Source organism: Amycolatopsis lurida (genome assembly GCF_900105055.1).
GTDB classification, from domain to species: Bacteria; Actinomycetota; Actinomycetes; order Mycobacteriales; family Pseudonocardiaceae; genus Amycolatopsis; species Amycolatopsis lurida.
Window position 1 is genome coordinate 132,459 of record NZ_FNTA01000004.1, and the last position, 21,077, is coordinate 153,535.

A 21,077-nucleotide genomic window follows, 5' to 3' on the forward strand; every position below is an offset into this window, starting at 1 on the left:
CGGTCGTCGACCGCGGCGGACGACGAGGAGACACTTCGTGATGCCGATCGACGAGCCTGTACGCAACGGCACCGACGAGCTGGTCCTCGAGGTCGCCGCCGTCGCCGCCCAAGCGGCCGCCTTGCGGGACGTCCTGGCGAAATGGGCCCTCGAACGGGGTCTTCCTCGTGAACTGGCCGAGGATCTCAAGCTCACCGCCTACGAAGCGATGACGAACGTCGTCAAGCACGCTTACCCGGACGGCACCGACGACAACGTCATGAAGGTGACCGCCGCCCACGACGACGGCCACGTCCGGATCAGCGTCGCCGACGAGGGCCGCTGGCGCGACGGACCCCGCCCGGACGGCGGACGCGGCTTGCCGATCATCCGGGCCTTCGCCCCGGAGGCGACGGTGACCAGCACGCTCACCGGGACCATCGTCCGGCTCGCCTGGCCCTGCCCTTCCGCCTGAAACGCGTTTTCAGCCGGCGGCGGTGCCCCTCGCGCCCTGGACCTCGACCCCGGAGAGCTCCACCGCCGGTCCGTCGAGGTTCGGCTGCACGAAGACGGGCTTGTTCACGCGCTTCACGATCGCAGGACGCGTGCCGGGGGTCCGATCATCGGATGACGTCGTAGACCAGCTTCTGGATCCCGTTGCCGTAGGCCTCGCTCTCGACGAGCTTGAGGTTCTGCTTGTCCTTGTCCGTGTCGCCGAACAGCTTCTTGCCCGCGCCGAGCAGGACCGGGAACAGCAGCAGGTGGTAGCGGTCGATCAGGCCGGCGTCGGCGAGGTTCCGGTTCAGTTCCGCGCTGCCGTGGACGATGATCGGCCCGCCCTCGGTCTCCTTGAGCTTCGCGACGTCGTCGAGCGAACGCAGGATCGTGGTCTCGCCCCAGTTGTCGACGAGGTCCTCTTCCCGCAGCGTGGTCGAGACGACGTACTTCGGCATCGCGTTGTACCCGGCGAATTCCTCGGTCATACCGGGCCACACCGGCGAGAACGCCTGGTAGCTGACCCGGCCCATCATCATCGCGGTCGCCTCGCCCTGTTCACGCCCCTTGAGCTCGTAGGCCGCTTCGTCGAACTCGATGCCGTCGAAGGTCCAGCCGGAGTTGCGGTAGCCGGGCTCCCCGCCGGGCCCTTCGACGACGCCGTCGAGCGAGACGAACGCGGTGGCGATCAGGGTGCGCATCTGGTTTCTCCTTGGTCGTTCGAACTGCTTTCGACATTGCGTCGAGCGGGGGAAGACGGATTCGACACCGCGCCGGAAAAAAGTTTCAGCCTTCGGCGTCGCGGACGAGCAGGGCGATCTGCACCCGGTTCTCGACACCGAGTTTCGCGAGCATGCTGCTCGTGTGCGCCTTCACCGTCGCGACGGTGATTTCCAGCCTCCGCGCGACGTCGGTGTTGGACAGGCCCTCGGCGATGGCGTGCGCGGTCTCGCGTTCACGGTCGGTCAGGGTGGCCAGCAACCCGCGGGCGTTGTCCCGGGACGCCCGGCGCGCGTCGGACGAGTGCGGCCCGGTGGCCGCGGCGATCAGCCGGGACGTCGCGGCGGGCGAGAGCGCGGGTTCGCCGGTCGCGACCGTCCGGATGGCCGCGAGCATCCGGGGCGGCGGCGTGTCCTTGAGGAGGAATCCCAGCGCGCCGACGCGCAGCGCGCCCAGCACCATCTCGTCGGAGTCGAACGTCGTGAGCACCAGGACGCCGGGCGGTTCCGGGAGCCGGAGGATCTCCTCGGTCGCGCTGAGTCCGTCGCGCCCGGGCATCCGGACGTCCATCAGGACGACGTCGGGCCGCTGCTCCCCCACCACGGTCACCGCCGCGTCGCCGTCGGCAGCCTCGCCGACCACGACGAGGTCGGGTTCGCCGTCGACGATGAGCCGCAGCGCCATCCTCACCAGGTGCTCGTCGTCGACGAGGACGACCCGCACAGTGCCCATTCACTCGCTCCCTTCGCGGACCGGCCACGGCAACCGCGCGGCGAGGACGAACCCGCCGCCCGGTTCCGCGTGGTGGTCCAGCTCGCCGCCTGCCAGTCCGACCCGCTCGGAGAGGCCGAGCAGCCCGAAACCCGAGGCGGGCGGCCCCTCGACCGTTCGCGCCGCACCGGAATCCCGGATCGTCGCCCACACGCCGTCCCCCGCTTCCCCCTCGACGGTGACGGCCACGCTCGCACCCGGGGCGTGCTTGCCCGCGTTGGTCAGGCCTTCCTGGACGACCCGGTAGACGGTCCTCGCGATCGCGTCGGGCGGCTCGCCCGGGATCGTGGTCGTCAAGGTGACGTCCAGTCCCAGCGCCCGCGCGTCCGCGACCAGCGCGGGAAGATCGGCGAGCGAAGGCTGTGGGGGTTCCAGCCCCTCCGGGCCCGCCCGGAGGACGCCGAGGACGTCCCGTAGTTCCTCCAGCGCCTGATGGGAGCCGTCAGCGATCCCCCGGGCCAGTTCCGCGACCTGGTCGGCGGGCAGATCCGGACGATGCCCGAGTACCCCGGCCTGCATCGCGACCAGCGAGACCCGGTGCGCGAGGACGTCGTGCATCTCGCGGGCGATCCGGTGCCGTTCCATGATCCGCGCCTCGGCGGCCCGCGCAGCCTGCTCCCGTTCCGCGCTTTCGACCCGCTCGCGCAGGGAGCGGACCTCTTCCCGGCGCGCTCCGATGGCGGCGCCCACGGCCACCACGATGCCCACCATCAGGGTGGGGAGGCTGATCAGCAGCCACAACGGTCCAGGCGTCTCGCGCTGCGGGTAGAGATCGGCGATCAGCACCGCCGTGACCACCGACAACACCGCCGCGACCACCGTTTCGGCCGGTCGCCGCCTGGTGGCCAGCGAACAGAGCGCCAGCAACGAGGCACCGGCCGCCAGTACCGAGGCCGTCGAGGCGAGGATCACCGCGATCGTGATCACGACCGGGAAACGGCGGCGCCACAGCAGTGCGATCAGGCAGGCGAGCGCGAGCAGCGGATCCCCGGTGGTCAGCCAGTCGACCCTCGGGCCCGCCGCGCCCACCGGCAGTTGCGCCGCCGTGATGAGCCAGAGCAGCACGCCCATTCCGGCCGCGGCGAGCAGGCGCCAGGCCTCTCCCCACGCGCGAAGGGGCGGCCGCGCGGCGGCGTCGGTGATCACCGGCCCATCATGGTCGACCCGCTCGCGGCGGCGCAGCCGGACACAGGACGAGCCGGGGCTCGACTTTGGTCGGAGGCGACGCGCGACGCGCTGCCGATGTGCTCCCCGATCACGCGGGCGAAGCTGGGACAGACCGAGGACCAGGAGGTAGGAAGCATGACCAAGGGCGGCTATCTGGGGCTGCAGATCGTCGGGATGGTGGCCATCGCCGTCTTCGCGCAGGCCGCCATCCGCAGCCTTTTCGATCATTCCGCGACCCAATTGTGGGGCGCGTTCGACTGGGTACCCGGTGACTGGGGCGGCAGGTTGCTCGTGTTCCTGCTGCTCGTGGCCGCGGGAACGGTGCTGGCGGGCTGGGCGCATGATCGCGGCAAGCGAGCGCCCCGCTAGGAGGACGCCGGTCCGCTAGTATCCGCAGCCGGGCGTTTTCCGTCTACATCGGACGGAACGCGGGGTCTGGTCGACGGCGGGAGAACGCATGGCGGACGGAGTTGGCTCGCTTGCGGGGTGGTCCGCCGATCCCACCGAAGTGACCAGCTACGTGGGCCGCGACGCCGAGACCGGTGAAGCGCGGCGCCTGCTGAACGCGTCGTCGCTGGTCACGCTGACCGGGCCGGGCGGTGTGGGCAAGACTCGGCTGGCGTGGCGGGTCGCCGCGGCGCATCACGAGGCGACCGGCGACGAGGTCGCGTTCGTGTCGCTGGCCGAGCTGCGGGAACCGGCGTTGCTCGTGCCGACCGTGGCGAACGTCCTCGGCTTCGGCGACCGCTCGGCGAAACCGGCCATCGAGGTGGTCGTCGAGGCGCTTCAGGCGAGCCGGTTGCTGCTGGTGCTGGACAACTGCGAGCATCTGGTCGACAGCTGCGCCTGGTTCGCCGACACCGTCGTCCGGGCCTGTCCGCAGGTGACCGTGCTGGCCACGAGCAGGCAGTCGCTCGGGGTGGCGGGCGAACGGGTCCTGCCGGTGCCGCCGCTGGCGATCCCGGAACAGGGCGACTCGTTCGAACGCGTGACGAACGACGAGTCCGTGCGGCTGTTCGTGGACCGCGCGACCGCGGTCGCGCCGTCGTTCCGGCTCACCGAGTCCGACACCGAACCGCTGATCCGGCTGTGCCGCAGGCTGGACGGGCTGCCGTTGGCCATCGAGCTCGCGGCCGTGCGCGCGCGGGCGTTGTCCCTGCGCCAGCTGGCCGACCGCCTCGACCGGCAGTTCTCCGTGCTCACGAAGGACCGGCGGGGACGGCCGGAACGGCACGAGACCATGCGGGCCCTCATCGACTGGAGCCACGACCTGTGCACGGGGCCTGAACGGCTGCTGTGGGCGCGCGCGTCGGTGTTCTCCGGCAGTTTCGACCTCGACGCCGCCGAACAGGTCTGTTCCGGCGGCGAACTGCCGCGCGAACTGGTCCTCGAAGTCGTCGACGGGCTGCTCGACAAGTCCATCCTGCTGCGCGAGGAGTACCCCGGCGGCGTGCGGTACCGCATGCTGGAGTCGGTGCGCGAGTACGGCGTCGACAGGCTCTCCGAGACGGGCGGGACGGCGGAGTTCCGGAAACGGCATCGGGACTGGTTCGCCGAACTCGCCGGCCGGTACGCCACCGAATGGCTGGAGACCGATCAGCTCGCCTGGATCGGAAGGCTGCGACGCGAACACGCGAACCTCCGGGTCGCCCTCGACTACTGCACCGGCGCTCCCGAGGACGCGATCATCGGGCTGCGAATGCTGCGCGACGTCAAGGAGTTCTGGATCTTCCGCGGGCTGAACACCGAGGGCCGGATGTGGGTCCGCCGTCTCGACGAGGCCGCGCCGCCGGGTGTGCCCGAACGGGCACACGTGCTGTGGCTCTCCGGTTTTCTGGCCCTGGTGCAAGGAGACCTGCCCGCCCACCGCTCCATGCTGGAGAGGGCGACCGCCGAAGCCGAGACCAGCGGCGACGAACTCGCCGCCGCGTACGTGCTCCACGTCCGCGCCTACGCCGCGCTGATCGGCAACGACATGGCCGAGGCGTCGCGCCTGTTCGGCACGGCCATCGACCTGTTCCGCACCCACGGCGACGAAGGCGCGGACCTCTGGGCGAGCTACAACCACGGGCTGGCCATCTGGCTGGACGGCGACATCGACCACGGCCGGGCGGTACTCGCGGAAGCCGTCGAGCGCTGCGAGCGGCGGGGTGAGGTCTTCTGGCGGGGCTGGGCACTGTGGTCACGCGCGGCCGCCGAGTACCTCCAAGGTGATCTCGCGGTGGCGAGCCGCTGCTGCGAGCAGGTCCTCCGCCTGCACGCCCGGGTGGACGACCGGGTCGTCGTCGGGTTCACGCTCACCGTGCTGGCGGGCTGCGCCGCCCGCACCGGACGGCCCAACCGGGCCGCGATCCTGCAGGGCGCCTCGATGAACGTCTGGCGCACGGTGGGCGCCTGGCCGACGCGGTACGAGGCCTTCACCGAACCGCTGCTCGCCGACACCGAGGTCGTGACCACCGCGCTGGGCTGGGAGGTCGCGGTCAAGGAGTTCACCGACGGCGCCGCGATGCCCACCCGGGACGCCATCGCGTACGCCCTCGAAGAACGGTCACCCGAACCGCGGAACCAGGCCGCGCAGGTGCTCACCAAACGCGAGACCGAGATCGCGCACGTGGTCGCCGAGGGGCTGACGAACCAGGAGATCGCCGACCGGCTCGGCATCGCCCGGCGGACGGTGGACACCCATATCGACCACATCCTCACCAAACTCGGCTACTCCAACCGCGTCCAGGTCGCCACGTGGGTGACCCGGGCCGCGGAATCCGCCTGACGCCTCACGCCACCTTCATCGGGGTCGCCTGCCGTCCCGGTTCGGGCGTGAGCAGCTCCGCGCGCAAGGCGATCCTCAGGTCCAGCCGCGCCTCCGGGTCGTCGAGCCGGGCGCCGAACAGGACCCGGAGACGGCGCAGGCGGTTGCGGACCGTCTGCGGGTGGACGCCGAGGTTGTCCGCGATCTCGGGTGCCCCGCCGCGGGCGGAAAGCATGGCGTCGAGGGTTTCGGCGAGTTTGGCACGCTCGTTCGCGGGCAGGCCGTCGATCGGGGCCAGGCTGCGCGTGACGAGGGCCGTGGTCAGCACCTCGTCGGCGAAAAGCCAGTGCGTCGTCAGGTGGTCCGACCAGCGCACGAGCGGGCCGTCCTCGATCACCTCGCGCCGGACCAGCTCGAGGGTCCGGCGTGCCCAGCGCAAGGAGACCGCGGCTTCGGCGGGCGCCACCGCGGGCCCGACCGCCGCCCGCGTCCCCGCCAGGACGCCACCGATCTCGACGTCGTCCGGCACGAGCAAGTGCGGGTACTCGCCGGTGAGGTCGGCCAGCACCTCCGGCCCGAACGAAGCGCGGACCGCGCCGGGCTCCGCGGCGACGGCCACCAGCCGGGCGGGCGGCACCCAGCCCGCCTCCGCCGCGAGGCCTGCCCATTTCGACGGCGGGCGGCCGCTCAAGATCTCCTTCAGCAGGTCTTGCCGCACTTCGGCGATCGAAGGCGTGCGGGCCGCGCGGTAGGCGGCGGTGGACAGCCGGATCAGGACGTCCGCGCAGCGGAGCAGGGCCTCCACCCCGGTGTCCATCAGAGCCGACCCGGCGCCGGGCTGCCGCGACAGCGAGGCCAGCGCGGGCAGGGCACATCGGCCGGCCGAGTGGTAGGCGCGGGAGAGCCGCTCCAGGTCCTTGCCCGCCGCGTACTCGGCGACGCCGACCTGCCGGAAGGCGTCCGCACCGGCCGCGATGCCCAGGTTCATCCCGTCGCGTTCCAGTACCGAGGCGACGAACTCCGTGGCGCGCGCGTCGAACAGCGGCGCGTGCTCGGGCAGCGAGTGCCGGATCCCGTCGACGACCACGCGGGCGATCACGAGGGCGGCGGTGCGGGCTGGGGCGTGGGACGCGGTCAGGGTCATCATCGACCTCCGGAGCAGCGGGAATCGTCGGGCCGCCGAGTCTGCTACTCCGGAGTAGCGGGCACATCGGGTGAATTACGTACTCGCGCCTCTCCGGCCTACGCATCACCCGTTCGTGGTGGCTGAAGGGGACTTTCACCGCATGCGATGCGACGAAGGGGCCCTTCACCGCGTTGCATGCGGTGAAGGGCCCCTTCAGCCCCCGGGCAGGTGCTGGCACTACTCGCAAACGGCGCCGTGCGCGGCGCTGCGGACCACCTTGGCGTACTTGCCGAGCACTCCTCGCGTGTACGCCGGCGGTTTGGGGGTCCAGCCCTCTTTGCGCGCCTCGATGTTGTCGATCTCGACTTCGAGGGTCCGGTTCGCGACGTCGAGGGTGATCGGGTCGCCGTCCCGCACGAACGCGATCGGCCCGGCGTCGACGGCTTCCGGGGCGATATGCCCGACGCACAGCCCGGTCGTGCCGCCGCTGAACCGGCCGTCGGTGATGAGCAGGACGTCCTTCCCGAGCCCGGCACCCTTGATCGCCCCGGTGATGGCGAGCATCTCCCGCATCCCCGGCCCGCCCTTGGGCCCTTCGTACCGGATGACGACGACATCCCCGGCGACGATCCGGCCTTCCGCGAGCGCGTCGAGGGCGGCTCGCTCGCCGTCGAACACTCGCGCGGTGCCGGTGAACGTCGATTCGTCGAAGCCCGCCGACTTGACGACCGCGCCTTCGGGTGCCAGCGATCCCTTGAGAATGGTCAGCCCGCCGGTCTTGTGGATCGGGCGGTCGAGCGGGCGGATGATCTCGCCGTCGACCCCGGCGGGGGCGATGCCTTCGAGGTTCTCGGCCATGGTCTTGCCGGTCACGGTGAGCACGTCGCCGTGCATGAGCCCGGCGTCGAGCAGCGCCTTCATCACCACGGGGATGCCGCCGACCTTGTCGACGTCGTTCATCACGTACTTCCCGAACGGCTTGAGGTCGCCGAGATGCGGGACCTTGTCCCCGATCCGGTTGAAGTCGTCGATGCGCAGGTCGACCTCCGCCTCGCGCGCGATCGCGAGCAGGTGGAGGACGGCGTTGGTCGAACCGCCCAGCGCCATCACGACGGCGATCGCGTTCTCGAACGCTTCCATGGTCATGATCTGGCGCGCGGTGATGCCCTGGCGCAGCATCCCGACGACGGCCTCCCCCGACCGGTGGGCGAACCCGTCACGACGCCGGTCGACGGCGGGCGGAGCGGCCGACCCGGGCAGCGACATACCGAGTGCCTCGGCGACCGACGCCATCGTGTTGGCGGTGTACATCCCGCCGCAGGCACCTTCGCCGGGGCAGATCGCGCGTTCGATCCTGTCCACTTCGGCGCGGCTGATCTTCCCCGCCAGGCAAGCGCCGACAGCCTCGAACGCGTCGATGATCGTGACGTCCCGGCCGTCCACCTGACCGGGCATGATCGAGCCCGCGTAGAGGAAGACGGAAGCGAGATCGAGCCGCGCCGCCGCCATCAGCATGCCCGGCAGGGATTTGTCGCAGCCCGCCAGCAGCACGGAGCCGTCCAGCCGTTCGGCCATCATCACCGTCTCGACCGAATCGGCGATCACCTCGCGGGACACCAGCGAGAAGTGCATGCCCTCGTGGCCCATGGAGATGCCGTCGGACACCGAGATCGTGCCGAACTCCAGCGGGTAGCCGCCACCCGCGTGCACGCCGTTCTTGACCGCCTTGGCCAGCCGGTCGAGCGACAGGTTGCACGGCGTGATCTCGTTCCACGAGGACGCCACCCCGATCTGCGGTTTGGCGAAGTCGTCGTCGCCCATCCCGACCGCGCGGAGCATGCCGCGGGCCGCCGCACGCTCCAGGCCGTCGGTCACGTCGCGTGAACGAGGTTTCAAATCCGGCTGGTCTTGCGGCATCGGAACACCTTTCTTCGTGGCGGGACACCGGGCACGCTGCCAACCCGGCGCGCCCGGCGCAACTCACCGCTCCGCGTTCGGTCCACGGTGCAGCGCCACCCGCGTGATCGCGTGATGGTCCACACCGAGTACTTCGGCGGTCCAGCCGGACACCGTCACCCGGTCTCCCGGCTTTTCCGGGATCCGGCCGAGGAGCACGAGGATCAGTCCCGCGATCGTCGCGTACTCCCCCGGTGGGGCGTCGCGCAGTTCGACCCCGACGTCGACGAGGTCGTGCACCGGGAAGGTGCCGGGCAGGACCAGCGCGCCGTCCGTACCGTCGCGGACGGCCAGCACGTCGCGGTCGGTCTCGTCGTAGATCTCGCCGACGATCTCCTCCAGCAGGTCCTCCAATGTGACCATGCCCGCGACGGCGCCGTGTTCGTCGACGACGAGCGCCATCTGCTCCCGCTCGGCCTTGAAACTCCGCAGCGCGTCCGACACCCGCAGCGAATCGGGGAACACGACCGCCGGCCGGACGGCCTCGGCCAGGTCTTCGTGGTCGCCGAGCAGGTCACGCAGCTGCACCACACCGACGACGTCGTCCAGATGGCCGCCGCGGGCGACCGGCGCCCGGGAATGGCCGGACTCGGCCAGCCGCCGCCGCGCCGACTCGATGTCCTGCTCGGCCGCGAGCGTCAGCACCGCCCGGCGAGGGACGAGCACCTCCCGCAGCCGTCGCTCGTGGATCTCCAAGGCGCCGTTGATGATCATGCGCTGCTCGGCGTTCAGTCCGCGTTGCGCCGAGACCAGTTCCCGCAGTTCCTCGGGCGACATCTGATCCGGATCGGCTTCCGCCCGGCCGCCCAGCACCCGTACGACGAAGTTCGTCGACACGCTCAGCGCCCACACCACGGGCCTCGAGATCGCCGACAACAGATTCAGCGGACGCGCCACCAGCAACGCCCACCGCACCGCGTTCTGCATGGCGAGCCGTTTCGGCGCGAGTTCCCCGAGCACCAGGGTCAGGAAGGTGAGGACCACCGTCACCAGCGCGACGGCCACCGCCCCGGCCGCGTCGCCGAGGAAATCCAGCAACGGCACCAGGGGTTGCGCGAGCGACACCGCCGCCGTCGCCGAAGCGAGGAAACCGGCGAGCGTGATCCCGATCTGGATCGTCGCGAGGAACCGATTGGGGTCGCGCGCCAGCCGTACCAGCGTGCGGGCGGCCGCGCGACCGTCGCGCTCCAACGCCCGCAACTGCCCCTCACGCAACGAGATCAGCGCCATCTCACTGCCCGCGAACACCGCGTTGAGCACCACCAGCACCGCGACCAGCGCGATGTCGAACCCGTAGCCGCCCACAAGCACTCCCCGGCCCGCCCGAAGTGCAGAACATTACCGAGCGGGCAGCGCGTCCGCAGAAATCGGAGTCGCTGGCTACTGACACGTCGTTCCGATACCTTCGAAGGGGAACCCGCACGGACGGAGTCCTGATGTTCGCACTCAAGACCGCTCCCGCACGGACCTTCCGGCACAAGGCGGAGGCGATCGCCAAACCGGTCACCCGCTGGAGCATCGGCCACGCCCTCCCCCGCGTCGCCCTCCGGGCCGCGGCACGCCGGGGCGACCTCCAGGGAAGGCTGTCCGTCGAGGCGAGCGGCGGGGCGGATCTGAGCGGGCTGTTCGACGAGATCCGCGCGCACGGCGCCATCGCCACCACCCGGGTCGGGCATGTCAGCACCCGGCATTCGGCGTGCAAGGAGGTGCTGACCAGCGACGCGTTCAAGACCGTGCGGTTCGTCCCGGACAACCCGCTGCTCAACAAGCTGGTCGTGTGGTCCGCGTCCGGCCTCATCCATCCGATCGAACCACCGTCGCTGCTCGCCAGCGAACCGCCCGACCACACGCGCTATCGGAAGCTGGTCACCCGCGTCTTCACCGCCCGCGCGGTCGAGCAGCTGCGCGAGCGCACGCAGGCGATCACCGACGAACTGCTCGACGGCCTCGACCCGTCGAACCCCGTCGACCTCATCGAGCACTACTGCGGTCTCTTGCCGGTCACCGTGATCAGCCAGATCCTCGGCGTCCCGCAGGAGGAACGGGACAAGGTGCTCGCGCTGGGCGGCGCGGCGGCCCCGAGCCTCGACCTCGGCCTGCCGTGGCGGACCTTCCGCACGGTGGAGGCGACGCTGGCCGAATTCGACTCGTGGCTCACGCTGCATCTGGAGAAACTGCGGGAGAATCCCGGCGACAACCTGCTCAGCAAGCTGATCGCCGCCCGCGAAGACGGGGTCGGCCTGACCGAGCGGGAACTCAAGGCCACTGCCGGGCTGGTACTGGCGGCCGGCTTCGAAACGACCGTCAATCTCCTCGGCAACGGCATCGCCCTGCTCACCCGGCACCCGGGCGAACTCGCGAAGCTGCGGGCGAATCCGGACCTGTGGAGCAACGCCGTCGACGAGATCCTCCGCTACGACCCGCCGGTCCTGCTCACTGGCAGGCTGTCCGCGCGGGACACCGAGATCGGCGGTGCCCGCATCGCGCGCGGCGCGATCGTCACCACCGTGCTCGCGGGCGCCAACCGGGACCCGGAGATCTTCGACGACCCCGCCACCTTCGACGTCGAGCGGGCGAACGCGCGGGATCACGTGTCGTTCGGCGCGGGGCGGCACTACTGTCTCGGCGCCTCGCTGGCGCGGATGGAAGGCGAGATCGGGCTGCGGTCTATCTTCGAGCGCTTCCCGGATCTCCGGCTGCTCGACGGCGCACGACGCCGCGAGACCCGGATCCTGCGCGGGTTCGAAACGCTCCCCGCCGCGCTCATCTGACCCACCTTCGCGGGGCGCCGAACCCGGCACAGCCGGATTCGGCGCCCCGCGTCGGTCACCTCACGCGTTGGAGTTGTAGTACGCGTTGCAGGTGTCGTTCCTGGAACCGATCACTTCGGCCTTGGCCCACTGCCCGCGACTCGCGATCTTCTTGTCTTGCCTGGAGCCCAGAATGGCGGTCGCGCTGTGGCGCCTGGTGGGGTGCAGGTAGTGCGAGTAGCACTTCTTCTGGCCGCTGCCCGCCGATTCGGTCCCGTAGCACCACGTGCCGCCGCTGATGTTCTGGCAAGCGAGCGGCACCGAGCCGCTCAGCACCACGCCCTTGGTGCCCGGGGACGCCAGCACCACGGAAACGCCCTCCGCCGGGCCGGCGGAGGCCATCGGCGTCGCCGCGAACAGACCCGCCACCATCAAACTCGATCCCAGTACCGCTCCCATCAGAATTTTCATGATGATCCTTCACAATAGACATTGATTATCTTAGGCGAGATAGCCGGTAAGGCGATTCACCCCCACTAACGAATTCGACGCCAATACTATGACGGCCCAACAGCAGGGGACAGTGTCTTCATCGTGCCGAAAACATGCTGATGAGCGACCGATTCCTGAAGTATCAGGCGCCGCCGGGCCGAACCGCGGCTCCCCCGCGACATGATCGATCACCGGCAGTTTTCGGGCGACCGCGGTGGCAACGATCATGTTTTTCGCAGTAGCGTCGTAGGCGGGGGAGGAAGAGGGAATGCTGCGGATCCATTTCACACTCGCGGACTTGGCCGGTATCCGGATAGCGCGACGCCCGGATCCGTTGTGGGAGGTCCTGATGAGTGTGTATTCATTGCGCAAAACCCGGACCGAGATCGTGCTGGGCGGCTGGAGAAGCCAGACCAGGCAGCGGCTGACGCCGTCCACGCGGCCGTTGCTGGATCTGGTTCCCGCGTCGGGCTCCTCGCCCGACTTCCTGACCCCGCCCGGCGGGGGCACCCTGCCCGAGCGCATCGACGCGCTGCTGAGCACGCCACGTTCCCGGTTGACGGCCGACTTCGCACACCTGGCGCGGGAACGGCCGCTCCCTTCCTGGACCGTCGATCTCGCGGAAGGGCGACCACCCGCGTTGCGCATGGTCGCCCACGCCCTGTGGGAATACTTCCACGCCTGCCTCGAGCCGCACTGGGACGCGATCGCCACCGCCGTGCGACACGATCACACCCGCCGCGCCCAGCTCATGGCCGACCAAGGCATCGACGCCGTCCTGAGCACCCTGAGCCCCGCGGCGACGTGGCGCTTTCCCGTGCTGAGCATCGACTATCTCTTCGACCAAGACGTCCGCCTCGACGGAAGAGGCCTGCTGCTGCAGCCGGTGGTCTTCGGCCGCGGCCCCAACCCCACCACCCTCATCGACCCGGCGCTTCCGCCCGTCCTGGCCTATTCGGTGCCGCTCGCCCCTGGCGTCATCACCCCGGCGGAACCGGCCCGCCGACGCGCCGCCGATCCGATCGTCGCCCTGCTCGGGACCACCCGCACCCGTATCCTGCGCGCTCTCGACACCACCGAGGCCACCACCACCGAACTGGCCCGCCGGGCAGCCACGCCGCTGCCCACCGCCAGCCGCCATGCCACCGCGCTCCGCGACGCCAACCTGATCACCAGTCACCGCCACAAGAACATGATGATCCACGCGATCACCCCACTCGGCACCGCGTTACTCCGCGGACGACAGCCGCGCCTGAACTGACGAACTCCGGTCACCGAGTCGGACCTTTCACCTCACTCGCCGACAGGCTCACGGCATGGTCGAACAGGTCGGCCGGCTCGGAGTACACAAAGGACCTCGCACAGTACCGGTGATGGTGCTGGAGTTCGATCTCGACATGGCGTCGTACGGCTTGGTGAAAACCTTGCGCGAACGACACGGCGACGAGAATTCGCCGTACCGGTTCGAGCGCGAGCTGTCCTTCGAGGCGCTCGCCCGGCACAACGGCGGGCAAGCGGGCATTTTTACCGGACCACCGGCGGAAACCGGTCAGTAACGTCACGCCCGTGACGACGGACCGCGAAGGCAAGGAAGCTCCGGAATTGCCCGCCTTCACCGTCATCGGGTGCGTGCTGGGCTTTTTCATGATCGTGCTGATCCTGATCGGCCCGGCACTGCTCTGGATCAGCACCTGCTTCGAACCCGGCGACGACGACCGCCTGGTGGTCATCGCCATGGGCGCCGTGTTCACGATCGGTGGCCTCGGCACCGTCGGCTCGCACCTCCGGCAGAACGCCAAGGCGCGCGAGGCCCACCGCGGACTCGACCGGAAAGGTGTCCGCGCGAACGCCGAAGTCGTTTCCCGCAAGCGGATCTGGGTCGGCGAGGTGAGCACGCCCGCGGACGACGTCGATCTCGTCGTCACCGGGCCGGGGGTGACTCCGTTCAGTGCGCGTGTCCTCACCGAGGACGTCGGCCGTTACGAAACGGGCACGGTGGTTCCCGTCGACGTGGACCCGAGGACCCTCCTGTTCCGTCTCGCCGACTGACCTCGCCGCGATCATTGCCCGGCAGCATCGTATCGCTTATCGTATATGAAATTCACCCCCGATGCTGCGAGGTGACCCCCGTGACCACCGCCACCGCCGACCCGACCACCACCACGGTCGCGCGAGATTTCACCGATTTCCGCACGGTGGTGTCGCAATCCTTCGTGCCACTGCACGTGACGAGCGAGCACCGGGACCACTTCCGCGGCCGCATCCGCTCGTGCGGCGCGGACGACGTCCAGCTGACCGAGGTGACCGCGTCCGCCCACGTGGTCGAGCGGACGCCCGAGCTCATCGCCAGGGCGGACCGGCATTACTACAAGCTGAGCCTGATCCTGTCCGGGACCGGGTTGTTGGTGCAGGACAACCGCGAGGCGATGCTGCGCCCCGGAGACGTGGCGTTGTACGACACGCACCGGCCGTACACGCTGGCGTTCGAGGAGGACTTCCGCACGCTCGTGGTGATGTTCCCGCAGCGGCTCATCGATCTCCCGCGCGATCTGGTCGGCCAGCTGACCGCGGTGCCCATGTCGGGCAAGCGTGGCATGGGCAACGTGGTGGTGCCCTTCCTCGCGCAGCTCGGCAGCAACCTCGACCAGCTCGGCGGGCCGGCGGGCGTCCGGCTCGCGCATACGGCGGTCGATCTGCTCGCCACGCTGTTCGCCAGCGAACTGGACCTCGCCCGCGCGACCGCCGGGCCGCACCACGAGCTGATGCGCCGCGTGCTCGCCTACATCGACTCGAACCTCTCCTCCACCGACCTCGGCCCGGCGCAGATCGCCGCCGAGCACTACATCTCCACCCGGCATCTGCACGGCCTCTTCCACGAACAGGGCACGACCGTCTCGGGCTGGATCCGCACCCGGCGGCTCGAACACTGCCGCCGCGAATTGCTCGACCCCGTGCACCATTCGCGGCCCGTCGCGGCCATCGCGGCGAAGTGGGGTTTCGTCGACGCGCCGCATTTCAGCCGGGTGTTCAAGACGGAATTCGGCTGCTCGCCGAGCGAACTGCGCCGCGGCTTGACCGTGAGCGACCGGTTGTTGCCGCCCAGCGCGTGACAGCTTCCCCTTCGCGGGCGGTCGCCTCGACGATGACCGCATGCCCGAAGCACCCGAGGAACAGTGGCGCACCTATGACGAGTTCGCCGCCGGAATAGCCACCTACCGCCTGCCGAACGCGGACCTGTCGGGACGCGAGCTCACCGTCACCCTCGACGACGGAAAGACGCTCGCGCTGCGGTTCGAAGACGCTGAAACCGTCTCCTGCAACGGCATCAAGGACCCGTACGACGCGGTCGCCGTCCGGGAAGACGTTTTCTTCGTCAATCTCCCCCACACCAGCGTCGAGGGTGAAGCGCTCACCGTCGTCTTCTCCACGACGACGCATCGCGCGCTCGCCGTGCGCTCGGTGATCGGCGCCGAGGACGTCGAAGGTGTTCCCCGTGTCTCCCAGACGTTCTGGTCCGGCACGACCGACGCGGGTGCGCCGACCGGCGAGGTACCGGGCCCGTCGCGCGACTTGATCGGGAAGCGCAACATCTACCGCTACAGCCCCGAACACCTTTACGAGCACGTGTACGTGTCCTCGCAACGCTATGCCTGGCAATGCCTCGAAGGTGTGCAGCGCGGTCACGGGGACATGGACCTGTCGACGGTGTGGAAGTTCCAGGACGGGCTCTACCTGTTCTGTTTCCGCGAATTCCGCATCGCCGTGGCCAGTGTGTGGCTGCACGACCTCGGCTACGCGTTGAAGACCACCGGCGTCTTCCTCGGCCTGACCGGCGACGGCCGGTCGGAACACTCCCGCGCGGGCGGGCACATCTACCCACTCGGCGCCGTCGCCTATCCCGACGCGCAACCGGTTTAAGGAGCCTCAGTGTCCAATGCAGACATCATCGCCGCGCACTACGCCGCGAGCGACGGGGGCGATCTGGCGGGCATGCTGGCCCCGCTCGGTCCCGAGACCACTTGGACGGAGGCGGCCGGTTTCCCTTACGCCGGAACCTACACCGGCCCCGAAGAAGTCCGGGACAACGTCTTCGGCGCCATCGCGAAGGACTGGGACGGCTACACCTTCACCCTCGGCGACCTTCTCGACGCAGGTGACACGGTGATCGGCCTCGGTACCTATCGCGGCAAGCACCGCGAGACCGGTCGCTCGTTCACCGCCCGCGTCGCGCACGTGTGGAAGTTCGACGGCGGCAAGGTCGCTTCGTTCGAACAGATCGTCGACTCGGTCCCCGTGGTCGACGCCATGGGGAACCGGTGAAACCGGCGCGGCGCCTCGTCGCACTCGCCGCCGCCGTTCTGCTCGCCACAGCGGGCTGCGCCGGCTCCGAAAGCGGTTCGAGCGGGCCGATCGTGGTCGGTTCGGTCAACGCGCTGAGCGGCGCGGCCACGTTCCCCGAGGCCTCGCAGGCGGCCAAGGCGGTCTTCGACGCGGCGAACGCGAGCGGCGGCGTGAACGGCAGGCAGATCCAGTACAAGGCCCTCGACGACAAGGGCGACCCGGCGGCCGCGGCCGCGGCGGCCCGCGAGGTCGTCGGCCGTGACGAGGCGGTGGCGCTCGTCGGCTCGTCCAGCCTCATCGAGTGCGAGATCAACAACAAGTACTACGAACAGCAAAAGATCCTGTCCATGCAGGGTATCGGCGTGGACCCGGCCTGTTTCTCCAGTCCGAACATCGCCCCGGTCAACGTCGGCCCGTACCACGACATGACGCTGACCCTGCTCTACGGCTCGGAAACGCTGAAGCTGAACGACATCTGCGCGCTGCTGGAGATCGCGGGCAACACGCTGCCGTCGTATCAGGCGGCGATCGACGAATGGTCGGCCATCACCGGCAAGAAGCTCAAGTACCTCGACGCGACCGTGCCCTACGGCGGTTCGGACTACACCTCCTACATCGTCAAAGCCCGCAACGCCGGGTGCAAGGCGATCACGGTGAACCCGGTCGAGCCGGATTCCATCGGGCAGCTCAAGGCCGCCGCGGCACAGGGCTGGAACGACGTCACCTGGCTGCTGCTCACCAGCGTCTACAGCGAGAACTACGCCAAGGCCATCACCAACGCCGGCGCCGGGGTGTACGTGCCCGCCGAGTTCTACCCGTTCACCGACGCGACCAGCCCGCAGAACAAGGACTGGCGCGAGCTGATGACCAAGAACAACATCCCGCTGACCTCGTTCAGCCAGGGCGGCTACCTGGCGGCGAAGTACTTCCTCGACGTCATCCGCGGGATCCAAGGGGACATCACCCGCGAATCGGTGACCAAGGCACTGCGCGAGATGAAGCCGATCACCGACCCGATGGTCGGTACGCCGTACGTCTTCGGACCCGGCCAGACGCACCACGACAACACCGCGGGCTGGCCGATCAAGCTCGCCTCCGGCACCAACAAATGGGAGCTCGTCGCCGACGACTGGTTGCGGATCCCCAAAAAGTAAGGAGAGGCGAGGTCCGTGGTGGGTCACGACAAGGCTGACCCACCACGCATCTCGCCCCTTCCCCCACTCAGGAGGAAATGATGCTGCAGGGAGCGCTGGCAGGCTTGGCCGCCGGCGGACTGTACGCGGTGTTGGCGGTGTGCCTGACGCTGATGTCGCGCCTGGTGCGGGTGGTGAACTTCGCCCAGTCGGCCACCGGGATGTTCGGCTGCTACGTGGCGGTGTTCCTGTCCGTCGATCTGGGACTGCCGATGTGGCTCGCCACCGTCGCCGGGATCCTGCTCGGCGGGCTGCTCAGCGCCTTGCTCGGCTGGATCGTGTCCACCTGGCTCGCCGAGGCGGACACCGGCACCCGCTCCGCGGTCACCGTGGCGGTGCTGCTCCTGCTGATCTCGTTGTCGTTCATCCTGTTCGGCAACAAACCACAGCCGTTCCACCCGATCCTGGACGGACCGGCGGTCACCGTCGGCGGCGTGGTGATCAGCCAGGTCACCGTGGTCACGGTCGCGCTGGCCGTCCTCGTGGCGGTGGCCAGCCGGATCGTGCTGAGCCGGACCCCGGCGGGCGTCCAGCTCAGGGCGCTGTCGGAACGCCCGACGACGGCGGAGCTGCTCGGCATTCCGGCGAAACGGCTCAGCGTCGCGGTCTGGGCGGTCACCGGGGTGATCAGCACCCTGGTGATCTCGATCGTCGCGCCGTCGCAGTCCAACGACGCGACGTCGCTGGCGATGCTGGTGGTCCCCGCGGCCGCTGCCGCCCTCCTCGGCGGGTTCCGCCGTCTCGACCTCGCGGTCGCGGGCGGACTGGGTCTCGGCCTGATCCAAGGCGCGGCCGCGCAGGTCGACGGCCTTTCCGTCGTGCGGTACTTCCTGCCGTTCGCGGTCATCGTCGCGCTGCTGCTCTGGTCGCAGCGCAAGGAGGTGTGGGATGCGGCTCGCTGAACGCGGGATTCCGTTCGCGGTCGCCATCGTGGCGATCGCCGTGGGGTACGGACTGAGCGTCGGGCTCGACGGGTACTTCGTCTACCTCGGCATGAGCGCCGTCGTCGCCGGGATCTCCCTGCTCGGGCTCGGCGTGGTCACCGGCAGCGCGGGCATGATCTCCCTGTGCCAGCTGACCTTCGGCGCCGTCGGCGCCTGGACGGTGTCGGCACTGAACGAGGCACAGGCGCCCGGCGGGTTCCTCACCTGGCTGGTGCTCGGCGGTGTCGCCGCCGGGGTGGTCGGAGTGCTCGTCGGGCTGCCGGCGCTGCGGCTGCGCGGGATCAACCTCGCCGTCGTCACGCTGGGGCTCGCCGCGGCGGCCGACCTCGCGCTGGTCCAGCTCCAGTTCCCCGGCGTCTCGGGCGGGATCTCGGTCGAACGGCCCGACGCCTTCTCCGACGACCGGGCCTACTTCCAGCTCGCCGTCGTGGTGCTGGTGCTCTGCTGCCTCGCCGTGTACTTCCTGCGCCGCGGGCGCTGGGGCAGCGCCTGGCAGGCAGTGGCGTTCTCCGAACGCGGCACGGCGGCCGCGGGCACGAGCGTGCGGACGTCGAAGCTGACCGCGTTCGCGGTGAGCGCCACCCTCGGCGGTATCAGCGGCGGCCTGCTCACCGGGCAGGTCGGGCTCGCCTTCCCGGCCAGTTTCACCGCGATCCAGTCGCTGGCGCTGTACGTGCTGGCGATCATGTCGGGCGCGCATCTGATCGACATGGCCGTATTCGGCGCGGTGCTGTGGGTCGGGGTGCCGGAACTGCTCAAACGCTGGGGGATCCCGCAGGACTGGGGTTTCGTGGTGTTCGGCGTGCTCGGGGTCCAGGCGCTGGCCAGTGGCGGAAACCTGGGCACCACGGTGCGCCAGGTGTGGTACCGGCGCGCCAAGAAGGAACCGGCGAAACTCGACCTCGCCGCCGGCGCGAGCACGGTCGAACCGGTCTCGCCGGGTCCACCTGTGCTCACCGTACGCGGGCTGAGCGTGAACTTCGGCCACGTGGCCGCACTGTCCTCAGTGGACATATCGGTCCCGGAACACGGGGTGCTCGGCGTCATCGGGCCGAACGGCGCGGGCAAGTCGACGCTGGTGGACGCGATCAGCGGCTTCCTGCCCAACGCCGAGGGCCGGGTGGAACTCGGCGGCAGCCCGCTGACCGGGTCGCCGTCGAACCGGGCCCGCGCCGGATTGCGCCGGACGTTCCAGCAGGACCGCGTCCCGCCGGGACTCACGGTCGGGGCGTACCTCAAGTTCCTCGCCAGGCGGCGGCTCACCGCCGAAGAGATCGGCGACGCCCTGGACTTCTTCGGCTGTCCCGCCGCCCGCACTCCGCTGTCGCGAGTGGACGTCGGGGCGCGCAGGCTGGTCGAGGTCGTCGGACATCTGCTGGCGCGGCCGCGTGTCCTGCTGCTCGACGAGCCGGCCGCCGGACTTCCGCACGAAGAACACGTGGCGTTCGGGGAGCGGCTGCGGCAGGTCCCCGCGCGGTTCGGGGTGTCGGTGCTGCTCATCGAGCACGACCTCGACCTGGTGCGGTCGGTCTGCGACACGATCACCGTCCTCGATTTCGGCCGCGTGCTGGCCTCCGGTCCGCAGGCCGAAGTACTCGCCGACCCCGCCGTGCTCAAGGCCTACATGGGTGAAACGGAGCTGTTGTGAACGCTTTGCGGATAGCGGGGCTGACGGTCACCCGCGGGGCCGGGCCGGTGATCTCCGGCGTCGACCTGTGCCTGGAACCGGGCCGGATCACCGCGCTCGTCGGCCCGAACGGTGCCGGGAAGACCAGCCTGCTGGAGGCCGTCTCCGGCGTGGTGCCCGCCTCGGCCGGGACCGTCCACATCGGATCCGACGAGATCACGAAGCAGTCGCGGGTCTCCCGCGCGCGGCGGGGTCTGGCGCATATCGAGCAAGGGCGTGCGGTGTTCGGCGGCTTGACCGTGCTGGAGAACCTGATGCTGACCGCGCGCACCCGCACGCGGGCCGACGAACTGTTCGAGTTGTTCCCGGAACTGGAGAAACGCCGCGACTCGCCGGCCGCACTGCTCAGCGGCGGCGAACAGCAGATGGTGGTGCTGGCCCGCGCGTTCGCCGCGCGGCCGTCGTTCCTGCTGATCGACGAGATGTCGCTGGGCCTCGCGCCCGTGGTGTTCACGCGGCTGCTGCCGATGGTCACCCGGTTCGCCGAGGAGGGCGCGGCGATCCTGCTGGTCGAGCAGTTCACGCACCTCGCCCTCGGCGTGGCGAGCGACGCGCTGGTGGTCTCGTCGGGCCGGGTCACGTATGCGGGTTCGGCGCAGGGGCTGCTGGACTCCCCCGGCACCCTGCACGCGGCCTACCTCGGCGAATCCTGACGGTTCCCCAGTCCGTGAAGGCCTCCTTGAGGGATTCTGGGTCCCTCAAGGAGG

At 69.8% G+C, this 21,077-nt stretch carries 21 protein-coding genes; 14 read left to right on the forward strand and 7 right to left on the reverse strand.

Annotated elements, in window-relative coordinates; translation table 11 throughout:
- Positions 1 to 40 precede the first annotated feature (40 nt).
- A complete protein-coding gene (locus BLW75_RS05960) occupies positions 41 to 454 on the forward strand; it encodes an ATP-binding protein (protein ID WP_034306210.1) in 414 nt (137 codons plus the stop codon).
- A gap of 145 nt (positions 455 to 599) precedes the next feature.
- Here the strand turns inward: BLW75_RS05960 and BLW75_RS05965 are convergent, their stop codons facing one another.
- From BLW75_RS05965 to BLW75_RS05975, 3 genes are all read right to left on the reverse strand, one after another.
- Positions 600 to 1,175, reverse strand: coding sequence for a dihydrofolate reductase family protein (locus BLW75_RS05965; protein WP_034306208.1), 576 nt, complete (start codon positions 1,173 to 1,175; stop codon positions 600 to 602).
- Between the two features lie 85 nt (positions 1,176 to 1,260).
- On the reverse strand, positions 1,261 to 1,926 hold the full coding sequence (locus BLW75_RS05970; protein ID WP_034306206.1) for a response regulator: 666 nt from the start codon (positions 1,924 to 1,926) through the stop codon (positions 1,261 to 1,263).
- Positions 1,927 to 3,111 (reverse strand): sensor histidine kinase, encoded by a 1,185-nt coding sequence (locus BLW75_RS05975; RefSeq protein WP_034306204.1) that lies wholly within the window; start codon positions 3,109 to 3,111, stop codon positions 1,927 to 1,929. It lies immediately after the preceding gene.
- Positions 3,112 to 3,120: 9 nt separating this feature from the next.
- On the opposite strand from BLW75_RS05975, the gene BLW75_RS43405 reads away from it, so the two are divergent.
- Positions 3,121 to 3,501, forward strand: coding sequence for a hypothetical protein (locus BLW75_RS43405; RefSeq protein WP_241783292.1), 381 nt, complete (start codon positions 3,121 to 3,123; stop codon positions 3,499 to 3,501).
- 88 nt (positions 3,502 to 3,589) lie between these two features.
- Positions 3,590 to 5,902 carry an ATP-binding protein gene (locus BLW75_RS05985; RefSeq protein WP_034306201.1) on the forward strand — a complete coding sequence of 771 codons (2,313 nt, stop codon included), beginning with the start codon at positions 3,590 to 3,592 and terminating at the stop codon, positions 5,900 to 5,902.
- Between the two features lie 4 nt (positions 5,903 to 5,906).
- Here BLW75_RS05985 and BLW75_RS05990 read toward each other — a convergent pair whose 3' ends face one another.
- The 3 genes from BLW75_RS05990 to BLW75_RS06000 all read right to left on the reverse strand — a co-directional run bounded on the left by BLW75_RS05990 (position 5,907) and on the right by BLW75_RS06000 (position 10,268).
- Complete coding sequence (locus tag BLW75_RS05990; protein WP_244175777.1) at positions 5,907 to 7,028, reverse strand: helix-turn-helix domain-containing protein; 1,122 nt, start codon at positions 7,026 to 7,028, stop codon at positions 5,907 to 5,909.
- A gap of 216 nt (positions 7,029 to 7,244) precedes the next feature.
- Positions 7,245 to 8,924: a dihydroxy-acid dehydratase gene (gene ilvD, locus BLW75_RS05995; RefSeq protein ID WP_034306199.1), complete on the reverse strand. Its 1,680-nt coding sequence runs from the start codon at positions 8,922 to 8,924 to the stop codon at positions 7,245 to 7,247.
- A 63-nt stretch (positions 8,925 to 8,987) separates the two neighbouring features.
- On the reverse strand, positions 8,988 to 10,268 hold the full coding sequence (locus tag BLW75_RS06000) for a hemolysin family protein (RefSeq protein ID WP_034306196.1): 1,281 nt from the start codon (positions 10,266 to 10,268) through the stop codon (positions 8,988 to 8,990).
- 131 nt (positions 10,269 to 10,399) lie between these two features.
- On the opposite strand from BLW75_RS06000, the gene BLW75_RS06005 reads away from it, so the two are divergent.
- Entirely contained in the window at positions 10,400 to 11,734 is a 1,335-nt protein-coding gene (locus BLW75_RS06005; protein ID WP_091596945.1) for a cytochrome P450, read from the forward strand.
- A 60-nt stretch (positions 11,735 to 11,794) separates the two neighbouring features.
- On the opposite strand, the gene BLW75_RS06010 is transcribed toward BLW75_RS06005, so the two are convergent.
- Positions 11,795 to 12,184: a lactococcin 972 family bacteriocin gene (locus BLW75_RS06010; protein WP_198935659.1), complete on the reverse strand. Its 390-nt coding sequence runs from the start codon at positions 12,182 to 12,184 to the stop codon at positions 11,795 to 11,797.
- A gap of 370 nt (positions 12,185 to 12,554) precedes the next feature.
- Between BLW75_RS06010 and BLW75_RS06015 the strand changes: the two genes are divergently transcribed.
- The 10 genes from BLW75_RS06015 (at position 12,555) to BLW75_RS06060 (ending at position 21,023) form a co-directional block, all read left to right on the forward strand.
- Positions 12,555 to 13,466: a helix-turn-helix domain-containing protein gene (locus tag BLW75_RS06015; protein ID WP_158005349.1), complete on the forward strand. Its 912-nt coding sequence runs from the start codon at positions 12,555 to 12,557 to the stop codon at positions 13,464 to 13,466.
- Between the two features lie 112 nt (positions 13,467 to 13,578).
- The gene (locus tag BLW75_RS06020) at positions 13,579 to 13,761 is read left to right on the forward strand and encodes a hypothetical protein (protein WP_034306192.1); all 183 of its coding nucleotides are present in this window, start codon (positions 13,579 to 13,581) and stop codon (positions 13,759 to 13,761) included.
- A 10-nt stretch (positions 13,762 to 13,771) separates the two neighbouring features.
- Positions 13,772 to 14,254, forward strand: coding sequence for a hypothetical protein (locus BLW75_RS06025; RefSeq protein WP_034306190.1), 483 nt, complete (start codon positions 13,772 to 13,774; stop codon positions 14,252 to 14,254).
- A gap of 80 nt (positions 14,255 to 14,334) precedes the next feature.
- A complete protein-coding gene (locus BLW75_RS06030) occupies positions 14,335 to 15,315 on the forward strand; it encodes an AraC-like ligand-binding domain-containing protein (RefSeq protein ID WP_034306187.1) in 981 nt (326 codons plus the stop codon).
- A 40-nt stretch (positions 15,316 to 15,355) separates the two neighbouring features.
- Positions 15,356 to 16,123, forward strand: a complete 768-nt coding sequence (locus tag BLW75_RS06035; RefSeq protein ID WP_034306184.1) for a MoaF C-terminal domain-containing protein — start codon at positions 15,356 to 15,358, stop codon at positions 16,121 to 16,123.
- A gap of 9 nt (positions 16,124 to 16,132) precedes the next feature.
- Positions 16,133 to 16,525, forward strand: coding sequence for a nuclear transport factor 2 family protein (locus tag BLW75_RS06040; RefSeq protein WP_034306181.1), 393 nt, complete (start codon positions 16,133 to 16,135; stop codon positions 16,523 to 16,525).
- Entirely contained in the window at positions 16,522 to 17,700 is a 1,179-nt protein-coding gene (locus BLW75_RS06045; RefSeq protein WP_034306178.1) for an ABC transporter substrate-binding protein, read from the forward strand. Before BLW75_RS06040 ends, BLW75_RS06045 begins: the two co-directional genes overlap by 4 nt.
- 80 nt (positions 17,701 to 17,780) lie before the next feature.
- Complete coding sequence (locus tag BLW75_RS06050; RefSeq protein WP_034306822.1) at positions 17,781 to 18,641, forward strand: ABC transporter permease subunit; 861 nt, start codon at positions 17,781 to 17,783, stop codon at positions 18,639 to 18,641.
- On the forward strand, positions 18,628 to 20,331 hold the full coding sequence (locus BLW75_RS06055) for a branched-chain amino acid ABC transporter ATP-binding protein/permease (protein WP_034306176.1): 1,704 nt from the start codon (positions 18,628 to 18,630) through the stop codon (positions 20,329 to 20,331). Before BLW75_RS06050 ends, BLW75_RS06055 begins: the two co-directional genes overlap by 14 nt.
- Positions 20,328 to 21,023: an ABC transporter ATP-binding protein gene (locus BLW75_RS06060; protein WP_034306174.1), complete on the forward strand. Its 696-nt coding sequence runs from the start codon at positions 20,328 to 20,330 to the stop codon at positions 21,021 to 21,023. The genes BLW75_RS06055 and BLW75_RS06060 overlap by 4 nt, the downstream gene beginning before the upstream one ends.
- Positions 21,024 to 21,077 lie beyond the last annotated feature (54 nt).